We start from the raw sequence: 20,757 nt of genomic DNA, 5'->3' as shown, positions 1-20,757 counted from the left end.
AGATCACTTCCGGTGGTCGGTGGAGCTGAGGGCGGCGTCCATGCGGGCGGCGGCCTCGTCCGGGCTCGGGGCCCGGAAGTTCGGATCGCGGCGGCGGCGCAGGTCGCGCCGCACGCGCAGCAGGACCCAGACCACCAGGGCGAGGACGATGAGCGCCATCACCACGGTGGAGAACAGGTCCGCGTAGTCGGAGATCACGTGGTACTGGGCGCCCAGGACGTAGCCCCCGTAGATGAACAGGGCGTTCCAGAGCAGCGAGCCCAGGGCTGTGTAGAGGGTGAAGAGGCCGAGGTGCATGCGCTCGATGCCCGCCGGGATGGAGATGAGCGAGCGGAACACGGGGATCATGCGGCCGAGGAACACGGACCAGTACCCGAACCGGCCGAACCAGCGCTCGGTGCGCTCGACGTCCTCGATGTCCACCAGGGGCATCCAGTTCGCGATCCGGTACAGGCGGCGTCGTCCGAGCCACGCGCCGATCCCGTAGAGGGCGAGCGCGCCGACGACGGAGCCGAGGGTGGCCCACAGGAGGGCGGCGTGCGGGCTGAAGGCTCCTCCGGCGGCGGTGAAGCCGGCCAGGGGCAGGATCACCTCGGAGGGGATGGGCGGGAAGATGTTCTCCGCCAGCACGGCCACGCCCACGCCGACCGGGCCGATGGCCTCCATGATGCCGACCACGACGTTGCCGAGCCATCCGTAGTCCACGGCCCCCTCGGCGGGGGCGACGGCCTGGAGCGCGGGGGTGAGGGAGGAGAGCATGGGAGACATTCTCCCCCATCGGCGGGGAGAGGGGACCCGGACGGCGGGGGGAGGGGTTGGTAGGGTGAGCGTGCTGACCGCTCTATTCGACTGTTCGCGCCACATTCCCATCCCTGTGCCGCGGGCCCCACTGGAAGGAAGACTCCATGAGCATCGTCCAGATTCCGCTGCGCCTGGCCTCCGGCGCGTTCATCCTCAACTCCGGCCTCGGCAAGCGCCAGCTCTCCGACGAGCAGGCTGCCTACATCCGTGACATGGGCGCCAAGGGCGTGCCCGCGCTGGCCCAGCTCTCCCCGGCCCAGTTCAAGAACTTCATCGTGGCCTCCGAGGTCGGCGTGGGCGGCGCGCTGCTGCTGCCCCTCGTCCCGGGCTGGCTCGCCGGCGCCGCGCTGACCGCCTTCTCCGGCGGCCTGATGTCCATGTACCTGAACACCCCGGAGATGACCGAGGACGACGGCGTCCGCCCCTCGCAGGAGGGCACCTCCGTGGCCAAGGACGTGTTCCTGGTGGGCTCCGGCCTGGCCATCATGTCCGACTCCGTGGCCAACCGCCCCGGCAAGCGCCGCAAGGCAGCCAAGAAGCGCGCGAAGCGCATCGAGTCCGCCCGTGACGCCAAGGTCCAGGCCATCCGCGAGGCCAAGGACGAGAAGGTGGCCGCCATCTTCGCCGCGCGCGACGAGCAGACCGCCGCGCTGCGCGACGCCCGCGAGGAGCTGAAGAAGCTGCGCAAGAAGGCCTGATCCTTCCCGCACGCCGAGAACGAGGGCCCCGGGCCCGGACCGTCTGGTCCGGGCCCGGGGCCCTCGTCGTCGTGCCCGGTGCCTCAGCGGCCCCTCATCGTCAGAGGTCGATCTCGGTGGGGTGCAGCACGCGACGCAGGAAGTCCTGGGTGCGCGGCTGCTGCGGGTCGGCGATCACGGCGGAGGCGGGCCCGGACTCCACCACGACGCCGCCGTCCATGAACACCACCCGGTCCGCGACCTCGCGGGCGAAGCCCATCTCATGGGTCACCACGAGCATGGTCATGCCCTCGCGGGCGAGCTGGCGCATGATCGCCAGGACCTCGCCCACGGTCTCCGGGTCCAGCGCGGAGGTGGGCTCGTCGAAGAGCATGAGCTGCGGGTCCATGGCCAGGGCCCGGGCGATCGCGACGCGCTGCTGCTGGCCGCCGGAGAGCTGGTCCGGGTAGCGGGCCTCGAGCTCCGCCAGGCCCACGCGGGCCAGCTGCCGACGGGCGATGTCCACCGCTTCGGCCTTGCCCCGCTTGAGCACCTTGAGCTGGGCCACGGTGCAGTTCTCCAGCACGGACAGGTGCGGGAACAGGTTGAACTGCTGGAACACCATGCCCACGTGGCGGCGCAGCACGTCCAGGTCCACGTCCTCGTCCGTGACCGTGAACTCACCGACCGTGACGACGCCCGAGTCGGGCTTCTCCAGCAGGTTCACGCAGCGCAGGAGGGTGGACTTGCCCGAACCGGACGGGCCGATCAGGCACACGACCTCGCCGGGGGCGACGTCGAGGTCGATGCCGCGCAGCACGTGGTTGGCGCCGAAGGACTTGTTGAGGCCGGCCACGCGCACGCCGGCGGCGTCCGCGGAGGCCACTGCGCCCAAGGATCCGGTGATGGGGTTCTGCTGGGCCATGTCAGTGCCCCTTCTTGGTCGAACGGGTCTCGAACCGACGGGCCAGCAGGGACAGCGGCACGGTGATCACGAGGTAGAACAGGCCGGCCACGAGGATCGGCGTCATGCCGGCGTCGAGCGCGGAGATGCCGTCGCGGCCGAACTTGGTGAGCTCGTACTCGTGCGCGGCCAGGCCGAGCACGTAGACCAACGAGGAGTCCTTGGTCAGGAGGATGACCTCGTTGGTGAGCGGCGGCAGCACGATGCGGAACGCCTGGGGGATCACGATGGTGACCATGGCCCGCCACGTCGGCATGCCGAGGGACCGGGCCGCCTCCATCTGGCCGCGGGGCACGGCCTGCAGGCCGGCACGCAGGGTCTCGGCGATGTACGCGGCCGAGACCATGCCCAGGGCCGCCATCACGACGACGGGGATCGGCCAGGACACCCCGAACGCGAAGGGCACCCCGTAGCCGAAGGCGAGGAACACCAGCAGCGCGGGGACGCCGCGGAAGAACTCGACGTAGGCGGTGGCCAGCCACCGGTACGGGCCGAACGAGCTCAGGCGCATGAGCGCGAGCACGATGCCGCCCAGGAGGCCGACGACGAACGAGGTGACCGTGTAGAACAGCGTGTTGCCCAGGCCCACGAGGATCACGTTGGGGAACATCGGGGCCACGGCGGGGAAGTTCAGGACGTTCTCGGCGAGCGCGCCCCAGTCGATGAGGACGGCCAGGACGACGAGGGCGAGGACGAAGACGGCCGCCTGGATGATCAGGGACAGCCGACGACGGCGGCGCGCGCGACCGGGCTTCATGGCCGGGGCGGGCGAGACGGGGGCCTGCGTGCTCATCGGTAGTCCTCCTGTGCCTGACCGAACCAGCGCTCCTGGAGCTCGGCCACGGTGCCGTCGTTGCGCAGCCCCTGCAGCGCGCGGTTCACGGCGGAGCCCAGCTGCGCCTTCTGCGGGCCGACCGCCATGCCGAGCTGCTCACCCGTGGGCAGCGACTCGACCACCTCGAAGCGCTCGTCGTCCTTGAGCGAGTAGAGCAGCACGGACTGGTTGCCCAGGGCGGCGTCCACGGTGCCGGCCTGCAGGGCCTGGATCTGCATGCCGCCGTCCTCGAACTGCACGGGGCTCAGGCCGTTCTGCTGGGCGTACTCATCGCCGGTGGTCGCGGCCTGCACGCCGATCCGGCGGCCCTTCGCGGAGTCGATGTTGGTGATGCCGGAGCCCTTCTTCGCGACCAGCACGAGGTCGTCGTCGAGGTAGGGGAGGGTGAAGGCCATGACGCGCTGGCGTGCCTCGGTGATGGAGATCGACGAGGCGTTGAGGTCGCAGCCGGTGAGGGAGGCGCCCGACTCGATGGCCTCGAAGGAGGAGTCGATCACGTTCAGCCCGAGCCCGAGCTCCTCCGCGACCGCCTCCACGAGGTCGATGTCATAGCCGGTGAGCTCGCCGTCCTGCTCGAACTCGAACGGCGGGTAGGGGATGTCCGAGCAGACCGTGAGCGTCCCCGGCGAGACGAGTCCGTACGTGGAGGACAGGTCGGCGTCGGAGACGACGCCGGCCGTTCCGGCGTCGCCGCCGATCACGGCGCAGCCGCTGAGGGCCAGGGCGCCGACGCCGAGCGTCAGCGCACCGACCGCGCGGGATGGGGTGCGGAGCATGGGGGAGCCTTCCGGGGCGGGCCGTGGGGTGCAGGCCGTGTGAACTGGAGCACATCCTAGGCGTCCGGCGGGCCGAGGCCGCCTCCGTGTCGGTGTGTCACGCGGAGCCGCGGCCGCGCGGCTCAGGGATGACGACGTCCTCGCCCAGGTGCGCCTCGTCCCGGAGCGGCGAGGCGTGGAAGGGGCGGCCGGAGCTGAGGTCCTCGGGGCGGCGGCCCGGTGCCTCCACCGCGAACGGGTGGCCGGCCTCCGTGAGCATCCGCGTGCGCTCGGCCGTCAGAGGCTCCCCGGAGAGGACCGCGGCGCACACGAGCGCGGCGAGCTGCTGGTCCCGCTCCTCCTGACGCTCCGCCATCTCGAGCACGCGGGTGTGGCGGGTGGCCAGCTGGATCTCCGCGGAGGCGTCCACGCCGACGGCGACCTGGCGGGCGCGCAGTCGCTCCGCGTCGTACGCGGCCCCCGCCACGAGGACCATGCAGGCGGCCCAGGCGAGGCCGAGCACGCCGATCACGGAGTTGATCCGTCCCACGAGCTCGAACTGGCCGAAGGTGGCCGTGATCCAGCCGAGGGCGAGGGTGGCGCCGAAGAGCAGGCAGACCGTGATCACCCCGCCGGAGGAGAAGGGACGGTAGCGCGGGGAGCGGACGTTGGGGCCGAGCCGGTAGGCGAGGGTGACGGCCAGGGCCAGGATCGCGAGGATGACCGGCCACTTCCCGATGTTCCAGACCTGCACGGCCACCCGCGGCAGGCCGATGAGCTCCCCGAGGAGCTCGGCGAGGTCTCCGCCCAGGATCACGAGGCCGACGACCACGACGGTGCCGGTCAGGACCGCGAGGGTCTCGAGGAAGATGACGAGCCGGAAATGGGGGAGGAGGCGACCCTCCCGGGTGTCGTGGATGCGGTGCATCGCGCGGTGGAAGGCGGCCACGGCGCCGGACGCGGAGAAGACCGCGCCGAGCAGGCCCAGCGTGAAGGCGACGACGCTCGTGTTCGAGGCGTGGAGGGAGAGGAGCCACGCCTGCACGTCCTCCTGCGTGAGGGTGGGCCACAGGTCGGCCGCGAGCGTCGCGACGGTGCGCACGGTCTCCTCCTCCACGCCCAGCACCGACACGAGGGCGAGGAGGGCGACGCCCATGGGGAGCAGGGACAGCGCGCCGAAGAAGCTCATGGCGGCGGCCACGTCCCACACCTGGAGATCCATGAGGCGGTGGAAGGTGCGGCGGATGACGTAGAGGAGGGAGAGCCGCGGGTGCTCGTACGTGCGGGGATCGCGGAGCGCTGCGGTGGAGCCGGCCATGGGGTCAACGGTAGTGGGCGCCGGCGGGAATACAGCCTGGCCGCCCATGGTTGAGTTGATTAGACTCAACGTTGCCGGGGCGGTGGATCAGGCCTCCGCGCGGCGGTTGCCCAGACACCCCCGTCGTCGGGGAGGAAAGGAGCGAGGCACATGGATGCCAAGTTCACCACCAAGAGCCAGGAGGCGCTCTCGGCCGCGGCCATGAACGCCTCCACCGCCGGAAATCCGCAGGTGGAGCCGGCCCATCTCCTGAAGGCCCTCATGGACCAGCGGGAGTCCGTCGCCGTCGCGGTGCTGAAGGCCGCCGGGGCGGACCCCGACGCCGTCTCCACGGCGGCCTCCTCGGCCATCCGCCGCCTGCCCTCCTCCAAGGGCTCCACCGTGGCGCAGGCACAGCTCTCCCGCGCCGGCCTGCAGGTGGTGCAGAACGCGCGCGCCGAGGCCGAGCAGCGTCAGGACGACTTCGTCTCCACCGAGCACCTGCTCCTCGGCCTGGCCGGGGACGCGGGCGAGGCCGGGGAGGCCCTGCGCTCCGCCGGCGCCACCGCCGAGGCGCTCGCGGCTGCCCTCACCGCCGTCCGCGGGGACACCCGTGTGACCTCCCCGGATCCGGAGAACACCTTCCAGTCGCTGGAGAAGTTCGGCACGGACCTCACCGAGGTCGCCCGCTCGGGCAAGCTCGACCCCGTGATCGGCCGCGACTCGGAGATCCGCCGCCTCGTGCAGGTGCTCTCGCGCCGCACCAAGAACAACCCCGTGCTCATCGGCGAGCCGGGCGTCGGCAAGACCGCCGTCGTCGAGGGCCTGGCCCAGCGCATGGTGGCGGGCGACGTGCCCGAGTCGCTGCGCGGCAAGCAGCTCATCAGCCTGGACCTCGGCGCGATGATCGCGGGCGCGAAGTACCGCGGCGAGTTCGAGGAGCGGCTCAAGGCGGTGCTCGAGGAGATCAAGGCGTCGGACGGCCAGGTGGTCACGTTCATCGACGAGATCCACACCGTGGTGGGAGCGGGTGCCTCCGAGGGCGCCATGGACGCGGGCAACATGCTCAAGCCCATGCTGGCCCGCGGCGAGCTGCGCCTCATCGGCGCCACCACGCTGGACGAGTACCGCGAGAACATCGAGAAGGACCCCGCGCTGGAGCGCCGCTTCCAGCAGGTGTACGTGGGCGAGCCGTCCGTGGACGACTCGATCGCGATCCTGCGCGGCCTGAAGGAGCGCTACGAGGCGCACCACAAGGTTGCCATCGCGGACTCGGCGCTCGTGGCCGCCGCGACCCTCTCGGACCGCTACATCACGGGCCGCCAGCTGCCGGACAAGGCCATCGACCTCGTGGACGAGGCCGCCTCGCGGCTGCGCATGGAGATCGACTCGGCCCCCGTGGAGATCGACGTCCTGCGCCGCCAGGTGGACCGCATCACCATGGAGGAGCTCGCCCTCGACGGCGAGACCGATCCGGGCTCGGTGGAGCGCCTCGAGGGGCTGCGCGCCGAGAAGGCGGACCGCGAGGAGGAGCTGCGCGCCCTCACCGCCCGGTGGGAGGCCGAGAAGGCCTCGCTCAACGAGGCCGGCGACCTGCGCGCCAAGGTGGACGAGCTGCGCTCGCTCGCCGAGAAGGCCCAGCGCGACGGCGACCTCGCCGAGGCCTCGCGCCTGCTGTACGGCGAGATCCCGGCGTTGGAGAAGCAGCTCGAGGAGGCCGACCGCCGCGCCGAGGAGGCACCCGAGGACGAGGTCTCGCCGATGGTGTCCGAGCAGGTCACGGCGGACGACATCGCCGAGGTCATCTCCGCGTGGACCGGCATCCCCGCCGGGCGCATGCTGGCCTCCGAGTCGGAGAAGCTGCTCACCATGGAGGAGCACCTCGGGGAGCGGCTGATCGGGCAGAGGGCCGCCGTCGTCGCCGTCTCGGATGCGGTGCGCCGTGCCCGCGCCGGCATCTCGGACCCCAACCGCCCCACCGGCTCGTTCCTCTTCCTGGGCCCCACGGGCGTGGGCAAGACCGAGCTCGCCAAGGCGCTCGCGGAGTTCCTCTTCGACGACGAGCGCGCCATGGTGCGCATCGACATGTCCGAGTACTCGGAGAAGCACGCCGTGTCCCGCCTGGTCGGCGCCCCTCCCGGGTACGTCGGCTACGACGAGGGCGGCCAGCTCACCGAGGCCGTGCGGCGGCGCCCGTACTCCGTGGTGCTGCTGGACGAGGTGGAGAAGGCCCATCCCGAGGTCTTCGACATCCTGCTCCAGGTGCTCGACGACGGCCGCCTCACCGACGGCCAGGGCCGCACCGTGGACTTCCGCAACGTGATCCTGATCCTCACGTCCAACCTGGGCAGCCAGTTCCTGGTGGACCCGTCGATGCAGGAGCAGGCCCGCAAGGACGCCGTGATGAACGTGGTCCGCGGGGCGTTCAAGCCGGAGTTCCTCAACCGGCTGGACGAGGTCGTCCTGTTCGACGCGCTCGGCGTGGCCGAGCTCGCGAAGATCGTGGACCTGCAGGTGGACGCGATGCAGGAGCGGCTCACCGGCCGCCGCCTGAGCCTCGAGGTCACGGACGCGGCCCGCGAGTGGCTTGCCCTGACCGGGTTCGACCCGGCGTACGGCGCCCGCCCGCTGCGCCGTCTCGTGCAGCGGGAGATCGGCGACCGGCTGGCCCGCGGCCTGCTGGGCGGCACGATCGCCGACGGCGACACGGTGCTGGTGGACCGTGTCGAGGGCGCGGACGCCGACGGGCTGAGCGTGGAGGCGCGCCGGGGCTGAGGTGCCGGCGTCGTCATCGTCGCCTCCGCCGACGGACGAGTCGACGCTTTCTGCGGCTGCCCCGAGCGGGAGGTCGCGAAAAGCGTCGACTCGTCCGTGTCCGTGTCCGTGTCCGGGACGGCGTCAGCGGGCGCCGAGCGCGTCGGCGTCCTGCTGGAGAGTGCCCACCAGGTGCGCCACCGCGCGGGCCGTGTGGGTCAGCGTGGTGAACGAGACGTTGGCGAGGTCGTCCTGAGGCGTGTGGTAGTTGTCGTCGTGGAGGGACAGCAGGCCCGTGGCCGGGATGCCGGCCTCCACGAACGGGGCGTAGTCGGAGCGGCCGTTGCTCCCCTCCGCCTGATGCGGATGGCCGTCCCGGTCCAGCTGCGCGCCGAGCAGCGCCTCCGCGCCGATCGACCAGTCCGCGGTCAGCACCCCGAGGGCGTTCTGGTGGTCCAGCGGGGCCACCATGTCCAGGTTCGTGTAGACGGTGATCGCCTCGCGCTCGGCGGCGGAGAGCGAGTCCACGTAGTGCGTCGAGCCCAGCAGGCCGATCTCCTCGGCGCCCCACAGGGCGAAGCGCACCTTCGACTCGGCCTTGTTGGCCTTGGCCGCCTGGCGGGCCACCTCGAGCACGGTGGCGGCGCCCGAGGCGTTGTCGTGGATGCCCGGGCCGGCCGGCACGCCGTCGAGGTGCGCGCCCACCAGGACGACGTCGTCGTCGCTTCCCGTGCGCGTCTCGGCGAGCACGTTCCAGGTGGGGCGCTGCTCCACGAGCTGCTCGAGGTCCAGAGTGACGTTCGCGCCGCTGGCCCGGACCTGGGCCAGCAGCTCCTGGCCGAGCTCGCGGGTGACGCCCACCGTCCCGACCGTGCCGGCCGCGTCCGACCCGAGCGTGCCGTTGAGCGCGCCGTCGGCGTTGTTGTAGACGATCACGGCCTCGGCGCCGGCCGCGGCGGCCGCCTGGGACTTCTGGGCGAAGGAGCACGTGCCGCGCGAGACGAGCGCGACCTGCCCGGTCAGGTCCGTCCCGGCCCAGTCGGCCGGGGTGCAGGCGGTGGCCTCGCCCGCGGGGGCCGCCAGCGGGGCCGCGGCCACGTGGGCCGAGGGGGAGGAGGTGAAGACCGTGTGCTCGAGGTCGCGGGCCACGGGGCCTGACTGGGTCAGCACGTCCTCCAGGGTCTCCGTGTAGGTGATCTCGAACTCCTGCAGCTCGACGTCGTAGCCGGCCCTCTCCAGCTCGCCCACGGCGTGGTCCAGGGAGGCGCGGTAGCCAGGGGTGCCGGCCGCGCGGTTGCCGTGCTCCTGCGCGACGCCGGCGAAGGCCGCGACGTCGCGGCGCAGGTTCTCCTCGGAGATCGCGCGCACGAGCTTCTCCGGGGAGTTCGTGCTGCCGCCGGCGCGGTTCAGGCCCGGGCCGAGGCCGGCGGGGCCCGCGGCGGCCGGGTGGCCGGCAGGCACGTGAGCCGGGGCGGCGAGCGAGACGGGGGCGGAGGCGGAGGCGAGCGTGGCGGCCAGGGCGGCGGCGGCCAGCAGGGCGGGGGTGCGGCGCATGGGGTCCTCTGTTCGAGCGGTCCGGATGGGTGTGACGCTCGCAAGATAGCGCGGCCCGGGGGAGGCGGGCGAGGGCTCCGTCATGCCCGTCCCGCCGGACGGGCCACCGGCTCCGGCGGGGGAGACGAGTCGACGTCGCCCGCGGGATCCCTGTGCGGGAGGCCGCGGACGACGTCGACTCGTCGGCCGGGGGGGGGGGGGGGGGGGGGCGGTCAGGCGACCTGCACGAACACCGGGTTGGCGTAGAACCAGGTGTCGATCCAGGGGTTGCCGTCGCCGACCTCGTCGCCATGGCGGATCGGGCCGTGCGGGTCGACGTCGGCGCCGAAGTAGCCCGCACCATTGCGCTTGCCGTCCGAGCCGCGGAAGCGCACGTAGAACGACTCCTGCACGTCCCGGAACGTGTGCGTCAGCGTGAACGTGCCGCGGCGGCCGGTGGTGTCGAAGGCCTTCAGCACGCGGGTGCCCGGTGCGCGGCAGGAGTCGCGGTCGGCCACGGGGCCGGTGATCGGCCCGCCGATGATGTCCACATGCGCCGGCTGGGGCAGGATGCCCGCCGAGTTCGGCGTGTCCGTCGTCGTGACCGTGACGGTGACGGTGACGTCCTGGCCGCGCTGGGCCGTGAGGGTCCCGCCGAGGGTGACCGCCTGGCCGGAGGCGTTGCCCCAGCCGTGGCCGTGACCGCGCCCGCGGCCCAGGCCACGGCCCGGCTGGGACGCCGAGACATGCACGTCCAGGCCGGCGAGCAGGTGACCGTGGTCCACCCACATCCGGCCGGCGCGCATGGCCTCCATGACGGCGCCGTAGCTGCGCTCCGTGACGCCCGTGTGGATCCGGGAGAACTGGCCCGGCCAGTAGTCGGAGCCGCCCTGGGGCACACCGGTGTCCACCGGGTCCGGGCGCTTTCCCTCCACCGACCAGCGGTCGAACTCCTGCGGCAGGGACGTGTACGGCTCGCGGTTCGGGTAGTCGCCGATCCGCCAGGTGTCCCACGCCGTGAGGTGGTTGTCCGAGTTGGCGGTGATGAAGAAGGGGAGGCCCTCGGCCAGCATGGAGTCCCACAGGCCGCCGACGGAGGCGGTCATCCAGTCGAAGCCGCCGTAGGGGCGGTACATGTCCAGCGTGTATCCGGGCCAGGAGTCCGGCCGGGGCTTGTTCACGTACTCGCCGCGCTGGTCACCCGGGCCCACGTTCTTGCCAGCCGGGTAGCCCTGGGCGCCGGGGGAGCCCTCCATGCCGATCATGATGGTCCGGTCGGCGTCACGCCACCGTCGCATCTCGGCGGGGGAGTCGATGCCCAGGCGCATCGGGTGGTTGGCGAGGACGAGGGCGTCGGCCACCGTGCCCTGACGGACCTGATCGCCGAGCCAGGCGATTGCGGCGGCGGCCTTCTGCTGCTGCTCGGCCTCGGCCGCGCTGCCGACGGCGGGCTTCTCCCAGCCGTTGAGCTTGCCGTCCCACGCCAGCTCGAAGGCGCGCAGGAGGCGGGCCTCGTTCTCACCGGGATGGACGAAGACCGTGCCGTGCTCCGCAGCCGGGATGTACCACTCGATGCCCTGGAAGATCAGCAGGTCACGGCGGCGGCGCTCGCGGCGGATCTCCTCGAGGTGCGCGAAGACGCCGCGGTCCGCGTGGGCGACGTTGGAGTGCTCGGTGAAGGCGAGCCAGTCGACGCCGAACCGCTCGGCCGCGTCCAGCTGCATGGGGATCGTGTACTTCGCATCGTGCGAGTACTGAGTGTGGACGTGGTGGTCGCCCACCAGCCACGTCAGCTTCTGGGGGGCGCCGCCGCGGGCCTTGGCGGGGGCGGCATGGGCGTCCGCGGCGCCGAGGGCGCTCAGGCCGGCGGCGGCCGCCAGGGCGGCGCCGGCGGAGAGGATCTGCCGGCGGTCGTAGCCGAGACGGGCGAGCTCCTGGTCGCCGCGCTCGCGGACGTCGGCGAGCTGGCCGGGGGTGAGGGACGGGGAGGAGGTGTTGCACGAGGTGCACACGGCGGTGGCCTTTCGTGGGGACGGGTGGGGACAGTCGAGGCTGGCGCGGGGGAGGGAACCGGCCCGTAACAACGGCCGGACCGCGGGTTGACCTCGGGTGACGCCCACATGAACAGCGTCCGGACGACGGTGGGGCGGGAGCGCGCCGCCCGCGGAGGGCTGAACGGGACGTCGGCGGGGTGCCGTCGCCTCCCGCTCGGGCCCCCGCGGGCGAGTGCCCGACGTCGGGGTGGTGTTGTACCCTTGACTGCACGAACCATTTATTGACCAGTGAGAACCCGGCCGGCCTCTGAGCGCCGTCAGACCCGGGCACGAGAGATGCGAAGGGGGTCACGCTCATGGGGCGCGGCCGTCAGAAGGCGAAAGCCACCAAGCAGGCACGTGAGATGAAGTACTACACGCCTGGCACAGACCTCTCGGCACTGGAGCGGGAGCTCGCGGGCGGACGTACGCACGTCACTCCCGTCGCGCAGCCCGAGCCGGAGACGGAGGGCGACGACCTCTACGAGGATCCCTACGCCGACCTCTACGCCGACGAGGACGAGGACGACGCATCGCGCGTGCGATGACGTCACGATGACACCGGTGAGGCATCCCGCGCTCGACGGGCATCAGGCCGCGCTGCGGTCGATCGCCCGCGTCGTGGAGGACACCGCACCACCGCAGGACCCCGAGACCGCGTCTCGGGGTCTTCTGCGCCTGCTGCAGACCACGACCCCGCTCGTCATCACGGGCGCGGGCGTCTCCACGGACTCGGGGATCCCCGACTACCGCGGGCCGAACGGCTCGCTCCACCGGCACCGCCCGATGACCTTCCAGGAGTTCCGGGACGACCCCGCCGCGCGCCACCGCTACTGGGCGCGCTCCTTCGTGGGCTGGCGCCGGATGGATCAGGCGCAGCCCAACGAGGCGCACCGGATCCTGGCGCGCTGGGCGCAGCAGGGGCGGATCGCGGGCATCCTCACGCAGAACGTGGACGGGCTGCATGCCGCCGCCGGCCGCGAGGCGGGCGTGCCGGGGGAGCGGCTGATCGAGCTGCACGGCGACCTCGCGCGGGTGGCGTGCCTGACCTGCGGCGCCACCGAGTCCCGCCGCGCGCTGGATGTGCGGCTCGAGGCCGCGAATCCCGGCTACCTGGAGCGGGTGGCGATCGACCCGGCCGCGGTGAACCCGGACGGCGACGTGACGCTGGACGCCCGGTGGGTGGACGAGTTCGTGATGGTCGGCTGCCGGGCGTGCGGCTCCGTGGAGCTCAAGCCGGACGTCGTCTACTTCGGGGAGAACGTGCCAGTGGCCCGCAGGCGAGCGGCCGAGGAGATGGCCGACGCCGGCGGCGCGGTGCTCGCCGTCGGGACGTCCCTGGCGGTGATGAGCGGGTTCCGGTTCGTGCTGCGCGCCGAGCGTGCGGGGCACGAGGTGGGGCTGATCAACCGCGGGCCGACCCGCGCGGACGCCAGGGCGCAGTGGCGCTGGCGTGAGGGCGTGGCCGAGGCGCTGGCCTGGCTCGACGCCCGCCTCTGACCCGTCCGCCGGAGACGACACCCCTGAGACGAGCCCTGCGAGTAGCCTGACGGGCATGGACACCCGCGCCGCCGCCCCCCGCACCTCCCGGACCCTCTCGCCCTCCGCGGGCGGGCCCGTCTGGGCACGGGCGCTGATCTTCGCGATCCCGGCGATCTGGCTCGGATTGCTCACCGGCATCTCGCTGATCGAGGCGCCGTTGAAGTTCACCGCCCCGGGCATCACCATCCCGCTGGGCCTCGGCATCGGGCGCCGCGTGTTCTTCGCGATGAACATGGTGGAGATCGCGCTCGCGGCCGTGCTCGTGCTCTCCCTCGTCAAGGCCCTCGGGCGGCCGCGCGGCATCACGGCCGGGTCCGGCCGGCTGTGGCTCGCTGGCCTCGCGGCCACGGCGCTGCTCGCGATCAAGGTGATCGCCATCCGCCCGTTCCTCAACCGCCGCACGGACATGGTCCTCGCCGGCATCGACGACGGCGGATCGCTCTGGCACTATGCCTACGTCGCCGTGGACGGGATGCTCATCCTCACCGTCATCGCGATGATCGTGCTGGCGGCGCGCCACCTCCTGGCCCGGACGGACTGAGCCCCACACCCGGACGAGCCCTGCGTGGTCGCTGCTGTCTCACCGGGACAGCGGCACCGACGCAGGGCTCCTTGCGTGGGGCTGTGGGAATCAGCCCGCGTAGGCGCCGCGCATCAGGACCGCGCCGCCGTCGACGCCCTTGGCGCCCTGCACGTAGTCCTCGCCGGCGGCCTGCGCCTCGTCCGTGATCCGGCCGATCCGGCCCATCTCCCACGCGTCGATCCCGGCGTCCAGCAGGGCGGAGATCGCCTTGCCGGCCACCTCCTCGTCCACCACGGCCACCATGCCCACACCGAGGTTGAGCGTGCGCTCCAGGTCCGCCTGGGGCACCCGGCCCAGCTCGCCCACGAGGCGGAACACGGGGGGCAGCGCCCACGTGTCGCGCTCCACGGTGGCCATGAGGCCCTGGGGGAGCACCCGCGCGAGGTTGGCCGCGAGGCCGCCGCCGGTCACGTGGCTGAAGGCGCGCACGGGGAGGTCGGCGCCGCCGTCGTGCCCGTTGAGGCGGGTCACGAGGTCCAGGCACGCCCGCGTGTAGATGCGGGTGGGCTCGAGGAGCTCCTCGCCGAGGGTGCGGCCGAGCTCGGAGACCTCGCGGTCCAGCTGCCAGCCGGCCGCGTTCACCACGCGCCGCACCAGGGAGTAGCCGTTGGAGTGGATGCCGGAGGAGGCCATGGCGATCACCACGTCCCCGGACTGCACGCGCTCGGGGCCGAGCACCATGTCCGCCTCGACCACGCCGGTCGCCGCGCCGGCCACGTCGTACTCGTCCACGCCCAGCAGACCCGGGTGCTCGGCGGTCTCGCCGCCCACGAGCGCCGTGTCGGCCAGTCGGCAGCCCTCGGCCACGCCGCGCACGATGTCCGCGATGCGCTCGGGCACGACCTTGCCGCACGCGATGTAGTCGGTCATGAAGAGCGGCGTGGCGCCGACCACCACGATGTCGTCCACCACCATGCCCACGAGGTCCTGGCCGATGGTGTCGTGCTTGTCGAGGGCCTGGGCGATGGCCACCTTCGTGCCGACGCCGTCCGTGGACGTGGCCAGCAGTGGCTTGCGGTAGGCGGTGAGCGCGGAGGCGTCCCACATGCCGGCGAAGCCGCCGACGCCGCCCAGCACCTCGGGCGTGTGGGTCGCCTTCACGGCGCCCTTCATGAGCTCGACGGCGCGGTCGCCCGCCTCCACGTCCACGCCGGCGGCGGCGTAGGTGATGGGGGCGGCGTCCTGCGCGGCGGGGGCGGTGTTCTGGGCGTCGGTCACAGCGGGGTCCTGTCCGTCTCGGTGAGGAGGGCTTCGTCGTCGGAGTCGGGGCCGGGCTCGCACCCGGTGGAGGCCACGGTGGTGGTGCCGGAGCCGTCTGCGTCCACCACCTCGGTGGCCTCGGCGGTGATCGGGCTGTCCTCGAGCACGGCCTTGCCGCGCTGCTTCTCGTCGGCCAGCTCGATGGGGTACGTGCCCGTGAAGCACGCGGTGCAGAGGCGCTCGCGCGGCTGCTCGGTGGCCTCGATCATGCCGTCCTCGCTGATGTAGGCCAGCGAGTCGGCGCCGATCGAGGAGGCGATCTCCGCCACGCCCGCGCCGTTGGCGATCAGCTCGGCGCGCGTGGCGAAGTCGATGCCGTAGAAGCACGGCCACTTCACGGGCGGGGAGGAGATCTTCACGTGCACCTCGGCGGCGCCGGCCTCCTTGAGCATCCGGACCACGGCGCGCTGCGTGTTGCCGCGCACGATCGAGTCGTCCACCACCACCACGCGCTTGCCCGAGACCACGGAGGACTGCACGTTGAGCTTGAGGCGGATGCCGAGCTGCCGCAGCGTCTGCGACGGCTGGATGAACGTGCGGCCCACGTAGGCGTTCTTCACGAAGCCCTGCCGGAACGGGATCCCGGACGCCTCCGCGTAGCCCACGGCGGCCGGCGTGCCGGACTCCGGCACGGGGATCACGACGTCGGCCTCCACCGGGTGCTCGAGGGCCAGCCGGCGGCCCATCTCCACGCGGGACTCGTACACGGAGCGGCCGTTGATCGCGGCGTCCGGGCGGGCGAGGTAGACGTACTCGAAGACGCAGCCGGCCGGGGTGGGGTCGGCGAAGCGGGTGGAGCGGATGCCGTCCGCGTCGATGGCGATCATCTCGCCCGGCTCCACCTCGCGGATGAAGGAGGCGCCCACGGTGGCCAGGGCGGACTGCTCGGAGGCCACGACCCAGCCGCGCTCGAGGCGGCCGAGCACGAGCGGGCGGACGCCGTGCGGGTCGCGCGCGGCGTAGAGGGTGTGCTCGTCCATGAACACGAAGCAGTAGGCGCCGCGGATCTTCGGGAGCAGCTCGAGGGCGGTCTCCTCGAGGCTCTTGCCCTCCTCGCCGTGCAGCAGCGCGGTCACCAGGGCGGTGTCCGTGGTGTTGCCCTGCTTCATCTCGCCGTGGGTGTGTCGGCCCTCCGCGGCCTGGACCATGCGCAGCAGCTCGGCGGAGTTCACGAGGTTGCCGTTGTGCGCCAGGGCCACGGTGCCGTCGTCGGCGGTGGCCCCGAGGGTGGGCTGGGCGTTGGCCCACTTGTTCACGCCGGTGGTGGAGTAGCGGCAGTGGCCCACGGCCATCGAGCCGGTCAGCGCCGTGAGGGTGTTCTCGTCGAACACCTGGGACACCAGGCCCATGTCCTTGTACACGGCGATGCGCTTGCCGTCCGAGACGGCGATGCCGGCGGACTCCTGGCCGCGGTGCTGCAGCGCGTAGAGGCCGTAGTAGGTCAGCTTCGCGACCTCCTCGCCCGGCGCCCAGACGCCGAACACGCCGCATTCGTCCTGGGGGCCGGCGTCCTGGGGGTCGAGGGCGGCCGTGAGGCGGCCGTCGCCACGCTTCGTGCGTGCGGAGATCACTGCTGGGGGGTCCTTTCGGCGGGGGCGGCCGGGTCCTCGGGGAGGGAGGTGCCGGATTCACGACGACGGAGCGCGTCCGCCTCGAGGCGGTTCAGGCTGACGTCCGCCTGCGCGGGGTCGTCCGTGCGCTCGAGCACCACGGTGCGGACGGTGGTGCGCGAGCGGCGGTCCATCAGCAGCCACGCCAGCAGACCGAGCAGCGCCGCCGCCACGAGGCACGCGAGCGCCATGTAGCCGAAGGTGGTGCCGAACGTCACGGGCTGGCCCGAGTACGGGTCCGCCACGGGGGTGGGGGAGGCGTGCACGACAGCCGTGATCGCGAGGGCGGCCAGCAGGCCCAGCACGCCGGCCAGGGTGAGCACCGCGGCCAGGCGGGGGGCGCGGCGGACGACGTACGGGTGCCGGTCGGAGGCCCCCGCGTGGGCGCGCGGGGAGACGGGGGTTGGCTCGGAGCCGGATGTCATGCGGGCCAGTCTATCGAGCGGGCGGACGGGGCACGTCGCGGCGATCTCGCCTCGCGGGTGACGTGGCGCACCGCGCGTCTCACGGCCGGATCAGCGGCAGGTGCCCGGCCAGGTCGGCGCGGACGCCCGAGGCGCGTACGGCCCCGCTCTCGACGGCGGCCCCCCACGCGGTCAGGCCCGTCGCCAGGGACAGCCATGTCACGGCGTCCATCTCCACCGCGTTCGGCGGGGTGCCGCGCGTGTGCCGAGGCCCGGGCAGGCACTGGGCCACGCCGAACGGCGGCACCCGCACCTCCACCGAGTTGCCGGGCACGCGCGTGGCGAGCTCCTCCAGGGCGAAGCGGACCGCCATAGCGCGCGTCGAGCGCGGGAGGGCGGCCGCGGCGGCGGGGTCCTCGTCGTGCGCGCGGGCCCACGCGGTGAGCGCCGCGTGGCCCTCGACGACGGGCACGCGGCGGCGGGGGACGGAGCCGGCGGTCATCAGTCGAGCAGCTCGAGCACGGGCCGGGCCAGGCGGATGGAGCCGACCTGCTTCCCGCCGCCCTCGATCGGCGGCACGACGCGGGGCAGCACCGCGGTGAGGCGCTCGTGGTCCACGTGCTCGGGGGCGACGTGCGCCAGCAGGGCCAGCGCGACGAGCGTGCCAGCGCGGTCGCCGCCGTCGAGCGCCTTGACGGCCGCGGCGGTGCCGTCCGGGGCGCCCATCACGAGGACGCCGTCCGCACCGAGCTTGGCGATCAGTCCGAGCTCCTCCATGACCACGGTGTTCGCCCGGCCCGGCGCCTGCACGGCCCACGGGTGCTCGAGCATCGCGTTCGCCACGGAGGCCGCGTGCATCTCGGCGTCGCGGCGGCCGGGGGCGCCGGCCACCTTCCCGATGCCGCGTGCCAGCCCTGCCAGGGACACGACGGCGGCCGGGGCGCCGCATCCGTCCACGCCCACGTGGGCCACGGGCTCGCCGCAGTACTCCTCGATGACCCTGGTGACCTCCGCCTGGAGGGGGTGGTCCAGCTCGAGGTACGTGCCGACGTCGTGCCCCGAGGCGACGCACGCCGAGAGGAAGCCGGCGTGCTTGCCCGAGCAGTTGTAGGCCAGCGGTGTCTTGGCCGCGCGATGCTCCACGTCCGCCACCGCGCGCAGGATCTCGTCCGCGTCGGCCGGCCATGCCGGCGGGCACTGCAGGGCGTCCTCGCCCAGTCCGGCGGCCTCGAGCACGCCCTGCGCGACGTCCCGGTGGCGGGCGGTGCCGCGGTGCGAGCCGCACGCCAGGGCCAGCTGCTCGCCCTCCAGGTCCGCGCCGTGGCGCAGCGAGGCGATGGCCTGGAACGGCTTGAGCGTGGACCGCGGGTAGATCAGCGCGTCCACGGGGCCGAGCGCGGCGAGCACCTCGCCGTCCGGGCCGGTCACGACGGCGGCGCCGGCCGTGCGGGACTCCACGAACCCGTTGCGGGTGACGTGGACGAGCTCGACGGCGTCGGCGAGGGCGAAGGTCTGACCGGCGGGGGCGGCGGGGGTCTGGGTCATGGCCCCACCCTAGCGACGGCCCCGGACGTAGGAGGCGTCCGGGGCATGCGTCGAGGGAGAGGAGGGTCAGTCCTGCAGCCGCCCGTCCACCATGGTCAGCGTCCGGTCCGTCGCCGAGAGGAACTCATGGTCGTGCGTGACCATGAGGGTGGCCACGCCCGCGTCCCGGGTCAGCTCTCCGAGGAGGGCGACGACGGCGGCCGAGCGCTCGCGGTCCAGCGCGGACGTGGGCTCGTCCACGAGCAGCAGGGCGGGGGAGGCCATGAGGGCGCGGACGATGTTCACGCGCTGGCGCTGGCCGCCCGAGAGCTGGTGCGGGCGCTGGTCCGCCTGGCCGGCCAGGTCCACGCGTTCGAGCAGCTCCATGGCCCGGGACCGTGCGGCCTTCTTGTCCGCCCGCGTGGCGTCCTCGTCCAGGTGCACGGTCAGCTCGAGCTGCTCGCGGGCCGTGAGCGAGGCGATCAGGTTGGGCTGCTGGAAGATCATCCCGATCTCCTTGCCGCGCAGGGCGGTGCGCTCGCCGCGGGTCAGGCCCGTGATCTCACGGCCGGCCACGGTCACGGTGCCCGACGTCGGCGTGATGAGGCCTGCTGCCACGGCCAGGAGGGAGGACTTGCCGGAGCCGGACGGGCCGACCATCGCGGTGTAGGAGCCGGGGAGGAGGTCGAGGGACACGCCGTCGAGGGCGCGCAGCACGCCGTTGTCCCCGTCCGGGTACTCGAGGACGGCGTCCCGCACGGAGAGCGCGGGGGTGGCCCCGGGACGGGCGGCCGCGGCGGCGGGGGTGCGCAGGGCATCGAGGTCGGCGGAGCTCTCATCGGCGGCGGTGAGACGGAGGTCGGTGGCGGCGGTGCTCATGAGGGGGTCCTTCCGGGCAGGCGTGTGGGGGAGCGGGCGGCGGTGGCGGGGCGTGGCTCAGTTGCCGCCGAGCGCGGTGAGCGGGTCCACGCGGGTCACGCGGGCCACGGCCAGCGCGGCGCCGAGCATGCCGAGCACGAGGACGCCGGCCGCGGGGACCAGGACGGTGGCGGGGTCCACGATGAACGGCGCGACGTTCGCCGCCACGAGGCCGAGGCCGAACGCGGCCGCGGTGCCGACGAGCACGCCCACGGAGAGGACGAAGGCCGCCTGGGTGAGCGCGTCGCGCAGGACCCATCCCGTGGAGCCGCCGAGGGCCTTGAGGACGGCGATCTCGCGGGTGCGCTGCACCGTCCAGATGGAGAGGAACGCGATGACCACGAGGGCCGAGATGCCGTAGAGGAAGCCCTGCATCAGCACGAGCGAGCCGTGCTCGGACGTGTAGGCCGGCAGGGCGTTGTAGGAGCCCTGCACGGTGGCGGCGGTGGTGTGGGCGGCGTCGTCGGCCGCGGTGGTCACCGCGTCGGCGTCCGCGCCGGCGTCGAACGAGGCCAGGCCCACGGTGCCGATCACGTCGGCGTCGTCCGAGTGGGCCAGGGCGGCCCAGTCGCGCGTGGTCACCCACGCCACGGGGGTGTGGGAGTAGTAGGAGTCCGCGACGACGTCGACCACGGTCAGCGGCACGCCGGAGGAGGTGATGGTGCCGCCCTCGCCCTGGTGCAGCTCATCGGCGAGGGACTGGGAGAGGACCACGGTGCCCTCGGCCAGGCCGGCGGGGGCGTGCGGGGAGCCGGCCTCGAGCCCGAGCAGGGAGGCCGACGCGACGCCGGTGGTCGGCACGCCGTCCGTGTCCACGCGGGTGACGCCGTCGGCCGGGGCGAGGGCGCCGGGCGCGGGCTCGACCGCGTGCTCGAGGCCCACGAGCCGGCCCTGGCTCACGCCGGCGGGCTCGACGGCGGCGACGCCGTCGGTGGCCGCCCACGCGTCCCGGTGGGCGGTGGTGAACTCGGACTGCGTGAAGTCAGCGGTGGGCTCCTGGCCTGAGGCGCCGCCGAACACGATCCGTTGCACGCCCTGCTCCTCGAACGAGTCCAGCGCGGCGGTGTTCTGGTGGGCGAGACCCCCGGTGAGGCCGGAGAGCATGACGAGGAGCAGGGAGATCAGCGCCACCACGCAGCCCATGAGGGCGAAGCGGCCGGTGGCGAAGCGCAGGTCTCGCAGGGCGAGGAACATGGTGCGCGTCCTTTCGATGAGGGGTGTCGCGCCGGGGAGGAGGAGGCGCCTCCCGCCCGGCTGGAACGTCTGT

General features: G+C 73.1%; 19 protein-coding genes. 5 read left to right on the top strand and 14 right to left on the bottom strand.

Features of this window, described 5'->3' with window-relative positions:
- Positions 1–3 precede the first annotated feature (3 nt).
- Positions 4–759: a DedA family protein gene (locus AAG742_RS09510; RefSeq protein ID WP_298712533.1), complete on the bottom strand. Its 756-nt coding sequence runs from the start codon at positions 757–759 to the stop codon at positions 4–6.
- A gap of 146 nt (positions 760–905) precedes the next feature.
- Here AAG742_RS09510 and AAG742_RS09505 point away from each other — a divergent pair, with 146 nt between their 5' ends.
- Positions 906–1,499 (top strand): hypothetical protein, encoded by a 594-nt coding sequence (locus AAG742_RS09505; protein WP_298712536.1) that lies wholly within the window; start codon positions 906–908, stop codon positions 1,497–1,499.
- Positions 1,500–1,599: 100 nt separating this feature from the next.
- Here the strand turns inward: AAG742_RS09505 and AAG742_RS09500 are convergent, their stop codons facing one another.
- From AAG742_RS09500 to AAG742_RS09485, 4 genes are all read right to left on the bottom strand, one after another.
- Entirely contained in the window at positions 1,600–2,403 is an 804-nt protein-coding gene (locus AAG742_RS09500) for an amino acid ABC transporter ATP-binding protein (RefSeq protein ID WP_298712539.1), read from the bottom strand.
- Position 2,404: 1 nt separating this feature from the next.
- Positions 2,405–3,235: an amino acid ABC transporter permease gene (locus AAG742_RS09495; RefSeq protein WP_298712542.1), complete on the bottom strand. Its 831-nt coding sequence runs from the start codon at positions 3,233–3,235 to the stop codon at positions 2,405–2,407.
- Positions 3,232–4,053, bottom strand: a complete 822-nt coding sequence (locus AAG742_RS09490; protein WP_298712545.1) for an ABC transporter substrate-binding protein — start codon at positions 4,051–4,053, stop codon at positions 3,232–3,234. The genes AAG742_RS09495 and AAG742_RS09490 overlap by 4 nt, the downstream gene beginning before the upstream one ends.
- A 97-nt stretch (positions 4,054–4,150) precedes the next feature.
- Complete coding sequence (locus AAG742_RS09485; protein ID WP_298712548.1) at positions 4,151–5,350, bottom strand: YihY/virulence factor BrkB family protein; 1,200 nt, start codon at positions 5,348–5,350, stop codon at positions 4,151–4,153.
- 150 nt (positions 5,351–5,500) lie between these two features.
- On the opposite strand from AAG742_RS09485, the gene clpB reads away from it, so the two are divergent.
- Positions 5,501–8,104 (top strand): ATP-dependent chaperone ClpB, encoded by a 2,604-nt coding sequence (clpB, locus tag AAG742_RS09480; protein ID WP_298712551.1) that lies wholly within the window; start codon positions 5,501–5,503, stop codon positions 8,102–8,104.
- 123 nt (positions 8,105–8,227) lie between these two features.
- Here clpB and AAG742_RS09475 read toward each other — a convergent pair whose 3' ends face one another.
- Together AAG742_RS09475 and AAG742_RS09470 are read right to left on the bottom strand one after the other, a co-directional pair.
- Positions 8,228–9,637, bottom strand: coding sequence for a M20/M25/M40 family metallo-hydrolase (locus tag AAG742_RS09475; protein WP_298712553.1), 1,410 nt, complete (start codon positions 9,635–9,637; stop codon positions 8,228–8,230).
- A gap of 212 nt (positions 9,638–9,849) precedes the next feature.
- Complete coding sequence (locus AAG742_RS09470; protein WP_298712555.1) at positions 9,850–11,628, bottom strand: PHP domain-containing protein; 1,779 nt, start codon at positions 11,626–11,628, stop codon at positions 9,850–9,852.
- 338 nt (positions 11,629–11,966) lie between these two features.
- Between AAG742_RS09470 and AAG742_RS09465 the strand changes: the two genes are divergently transcribed.
- Genes AAG742_RS09465 through AAG742_RS09455 form a run of 3 tightly spaced genes read left to right on the top strand, consistent with a single transcriptional unit; the run spans position 11,967 to position 13,732 of the window.
- Positions 11,967–12,197 (top strand): DUF3073 domain-containing protein, encoded by a 231-nt coding sequence (locus AAG742_RS09465; RefSeq protein WP_248116357.1) that lies wholly within the window; start codon positions 11,967–11,969, stop codon positions 12,195–12,197.
- A 7-nt stretch (positions 12,198–12,204) separates the two neighbouring features.
- Positions 12,205–13,149 (top strand): Sir2 family NAD-dependent protein deacetylase, encoded by a 945-nt coding sequence (locus tag AAG742_RS09460; protein WP_298712558.1) that lies wholly within the window; start codon positions 12,205–12,207, stop codon positions 13,147–13,149.
- Positions 13,150–13,204: 55 nt separating this feature from the next.
- Positions 13,205–13,732, top strand: a complete 528-nt coding sequence (locus tag AAG742_RS09455) for a hypothetical protein (RefSeq protein WP_298712561.1) — start codon at positions 13,205–13,207, stop codon at positions 13,730–13,732.
- 90 nt (positions 13,733–13,822) lie between these two features.
- Here AAG742_RS09455 and purM read toward each other — a convergent pair whose 3' ends face one another.
- From purM to AAG742_RS09420, 7 genes are all read right to left on the bottom strand, one after another.
- A complete protein-coding gene (purM, locus tag AAG742_RS09450) occupies positions 13,823–14,992 on the bottom strand; it encodes a phosphoribosylformylglycinamidine cyclo-ligase (RefSeq protein ID WP_298712564.1) in 1,170 nt (389 codons plus the stop codon).
- The gene (gene purF / locus AAG742_RS09445; RefSeq protein WP_298712567.1) at positions 14,989–16,605 is read right to left on the bottom strand and encodes an amidophosphoribosyltransferase; all 1,617 of its coding nucleotides are present in this window, start codon (positions 16,603–16,605) and stop codon (positions 14,989–14,991) included. The genes purM and purF overlap by 4 nt, the downstream gene beginning before the upstream one ends.
- Positions 16,602–17,069, bottom strand: a complete 468-nt coding sequence (locus AAG742_RS09440) for a hypothetical protein (RefSeq protein WP_248116367.1) — start codon at positions 17,067–17,069, stop codon at positions 16,602–16,604. The genes purF and AAG742_RS09440 overlap by 4 nt, the downstream gene beginning before the upstream one ends.
- Positions 17,070–17,148: 79 nt before the next feature.
- Positions 17,149–17,550 (bottom strand): sterol carrier family protein, encoded by a 402-nt coding sequence (locus AAG742_RS09435; protein ID WP_343282092.1) that lies wholly within the window; start codon positions 17,548–17,550, stop codon positions 17,149–17,151.
- Complete coding sequence (locus AAG742_RS09430; protein ID WP_248116379.1) at positions 17,550–18,593, bottom strand: asparaginase; 1,044 nt, start codon at positions 18,591–18,593, stop codon at positions 17,550–17,552. Before AAG742_RS09430 ends, AAG742_RS09435 begins: the two co-directional genes overlap by 1 nt.
- A gap of 66 nt (positions 18,594–18,659) precedes the next feature.
- On the bottom strand, positions 18,660–19,451 hold the full coding sequence (locus tag AAG742_RS09425) for an ABC transporter ATP-binding protein (RefSeq protein WP_298712573.1): 792 nt from the start codon (positions 19,449–19,451) through the stop codon (positions 18,660–18,662).
- A 57-nt stretch (positions 19,452–19,508) separates the two neighbouring features.
- A complete protein-coding gene (locus AAG742_RS09420; RefSeq protein ID WP_298712576.1) occupies positions 19,509–20,684 on the bottom strand; it encodes an ABC transporter permease in 1,176 nt (391 codons plus the stop codon).
- Positions 20,685–20,757: the final 73 nt, after the last annotated feature.

The sequence above is a fragment of the Micrococcus sp. 2A genome (genome assembly GCF_039519235.1).
Classification (GTDB): Bacteria; Actinomycetota; Actinomycetes; order Actinomycetales; family Micrococcaceae; genus Micrococcus.
This window is presented reverse-complemented; position numbering and strand designations above follow the sequence as displayed.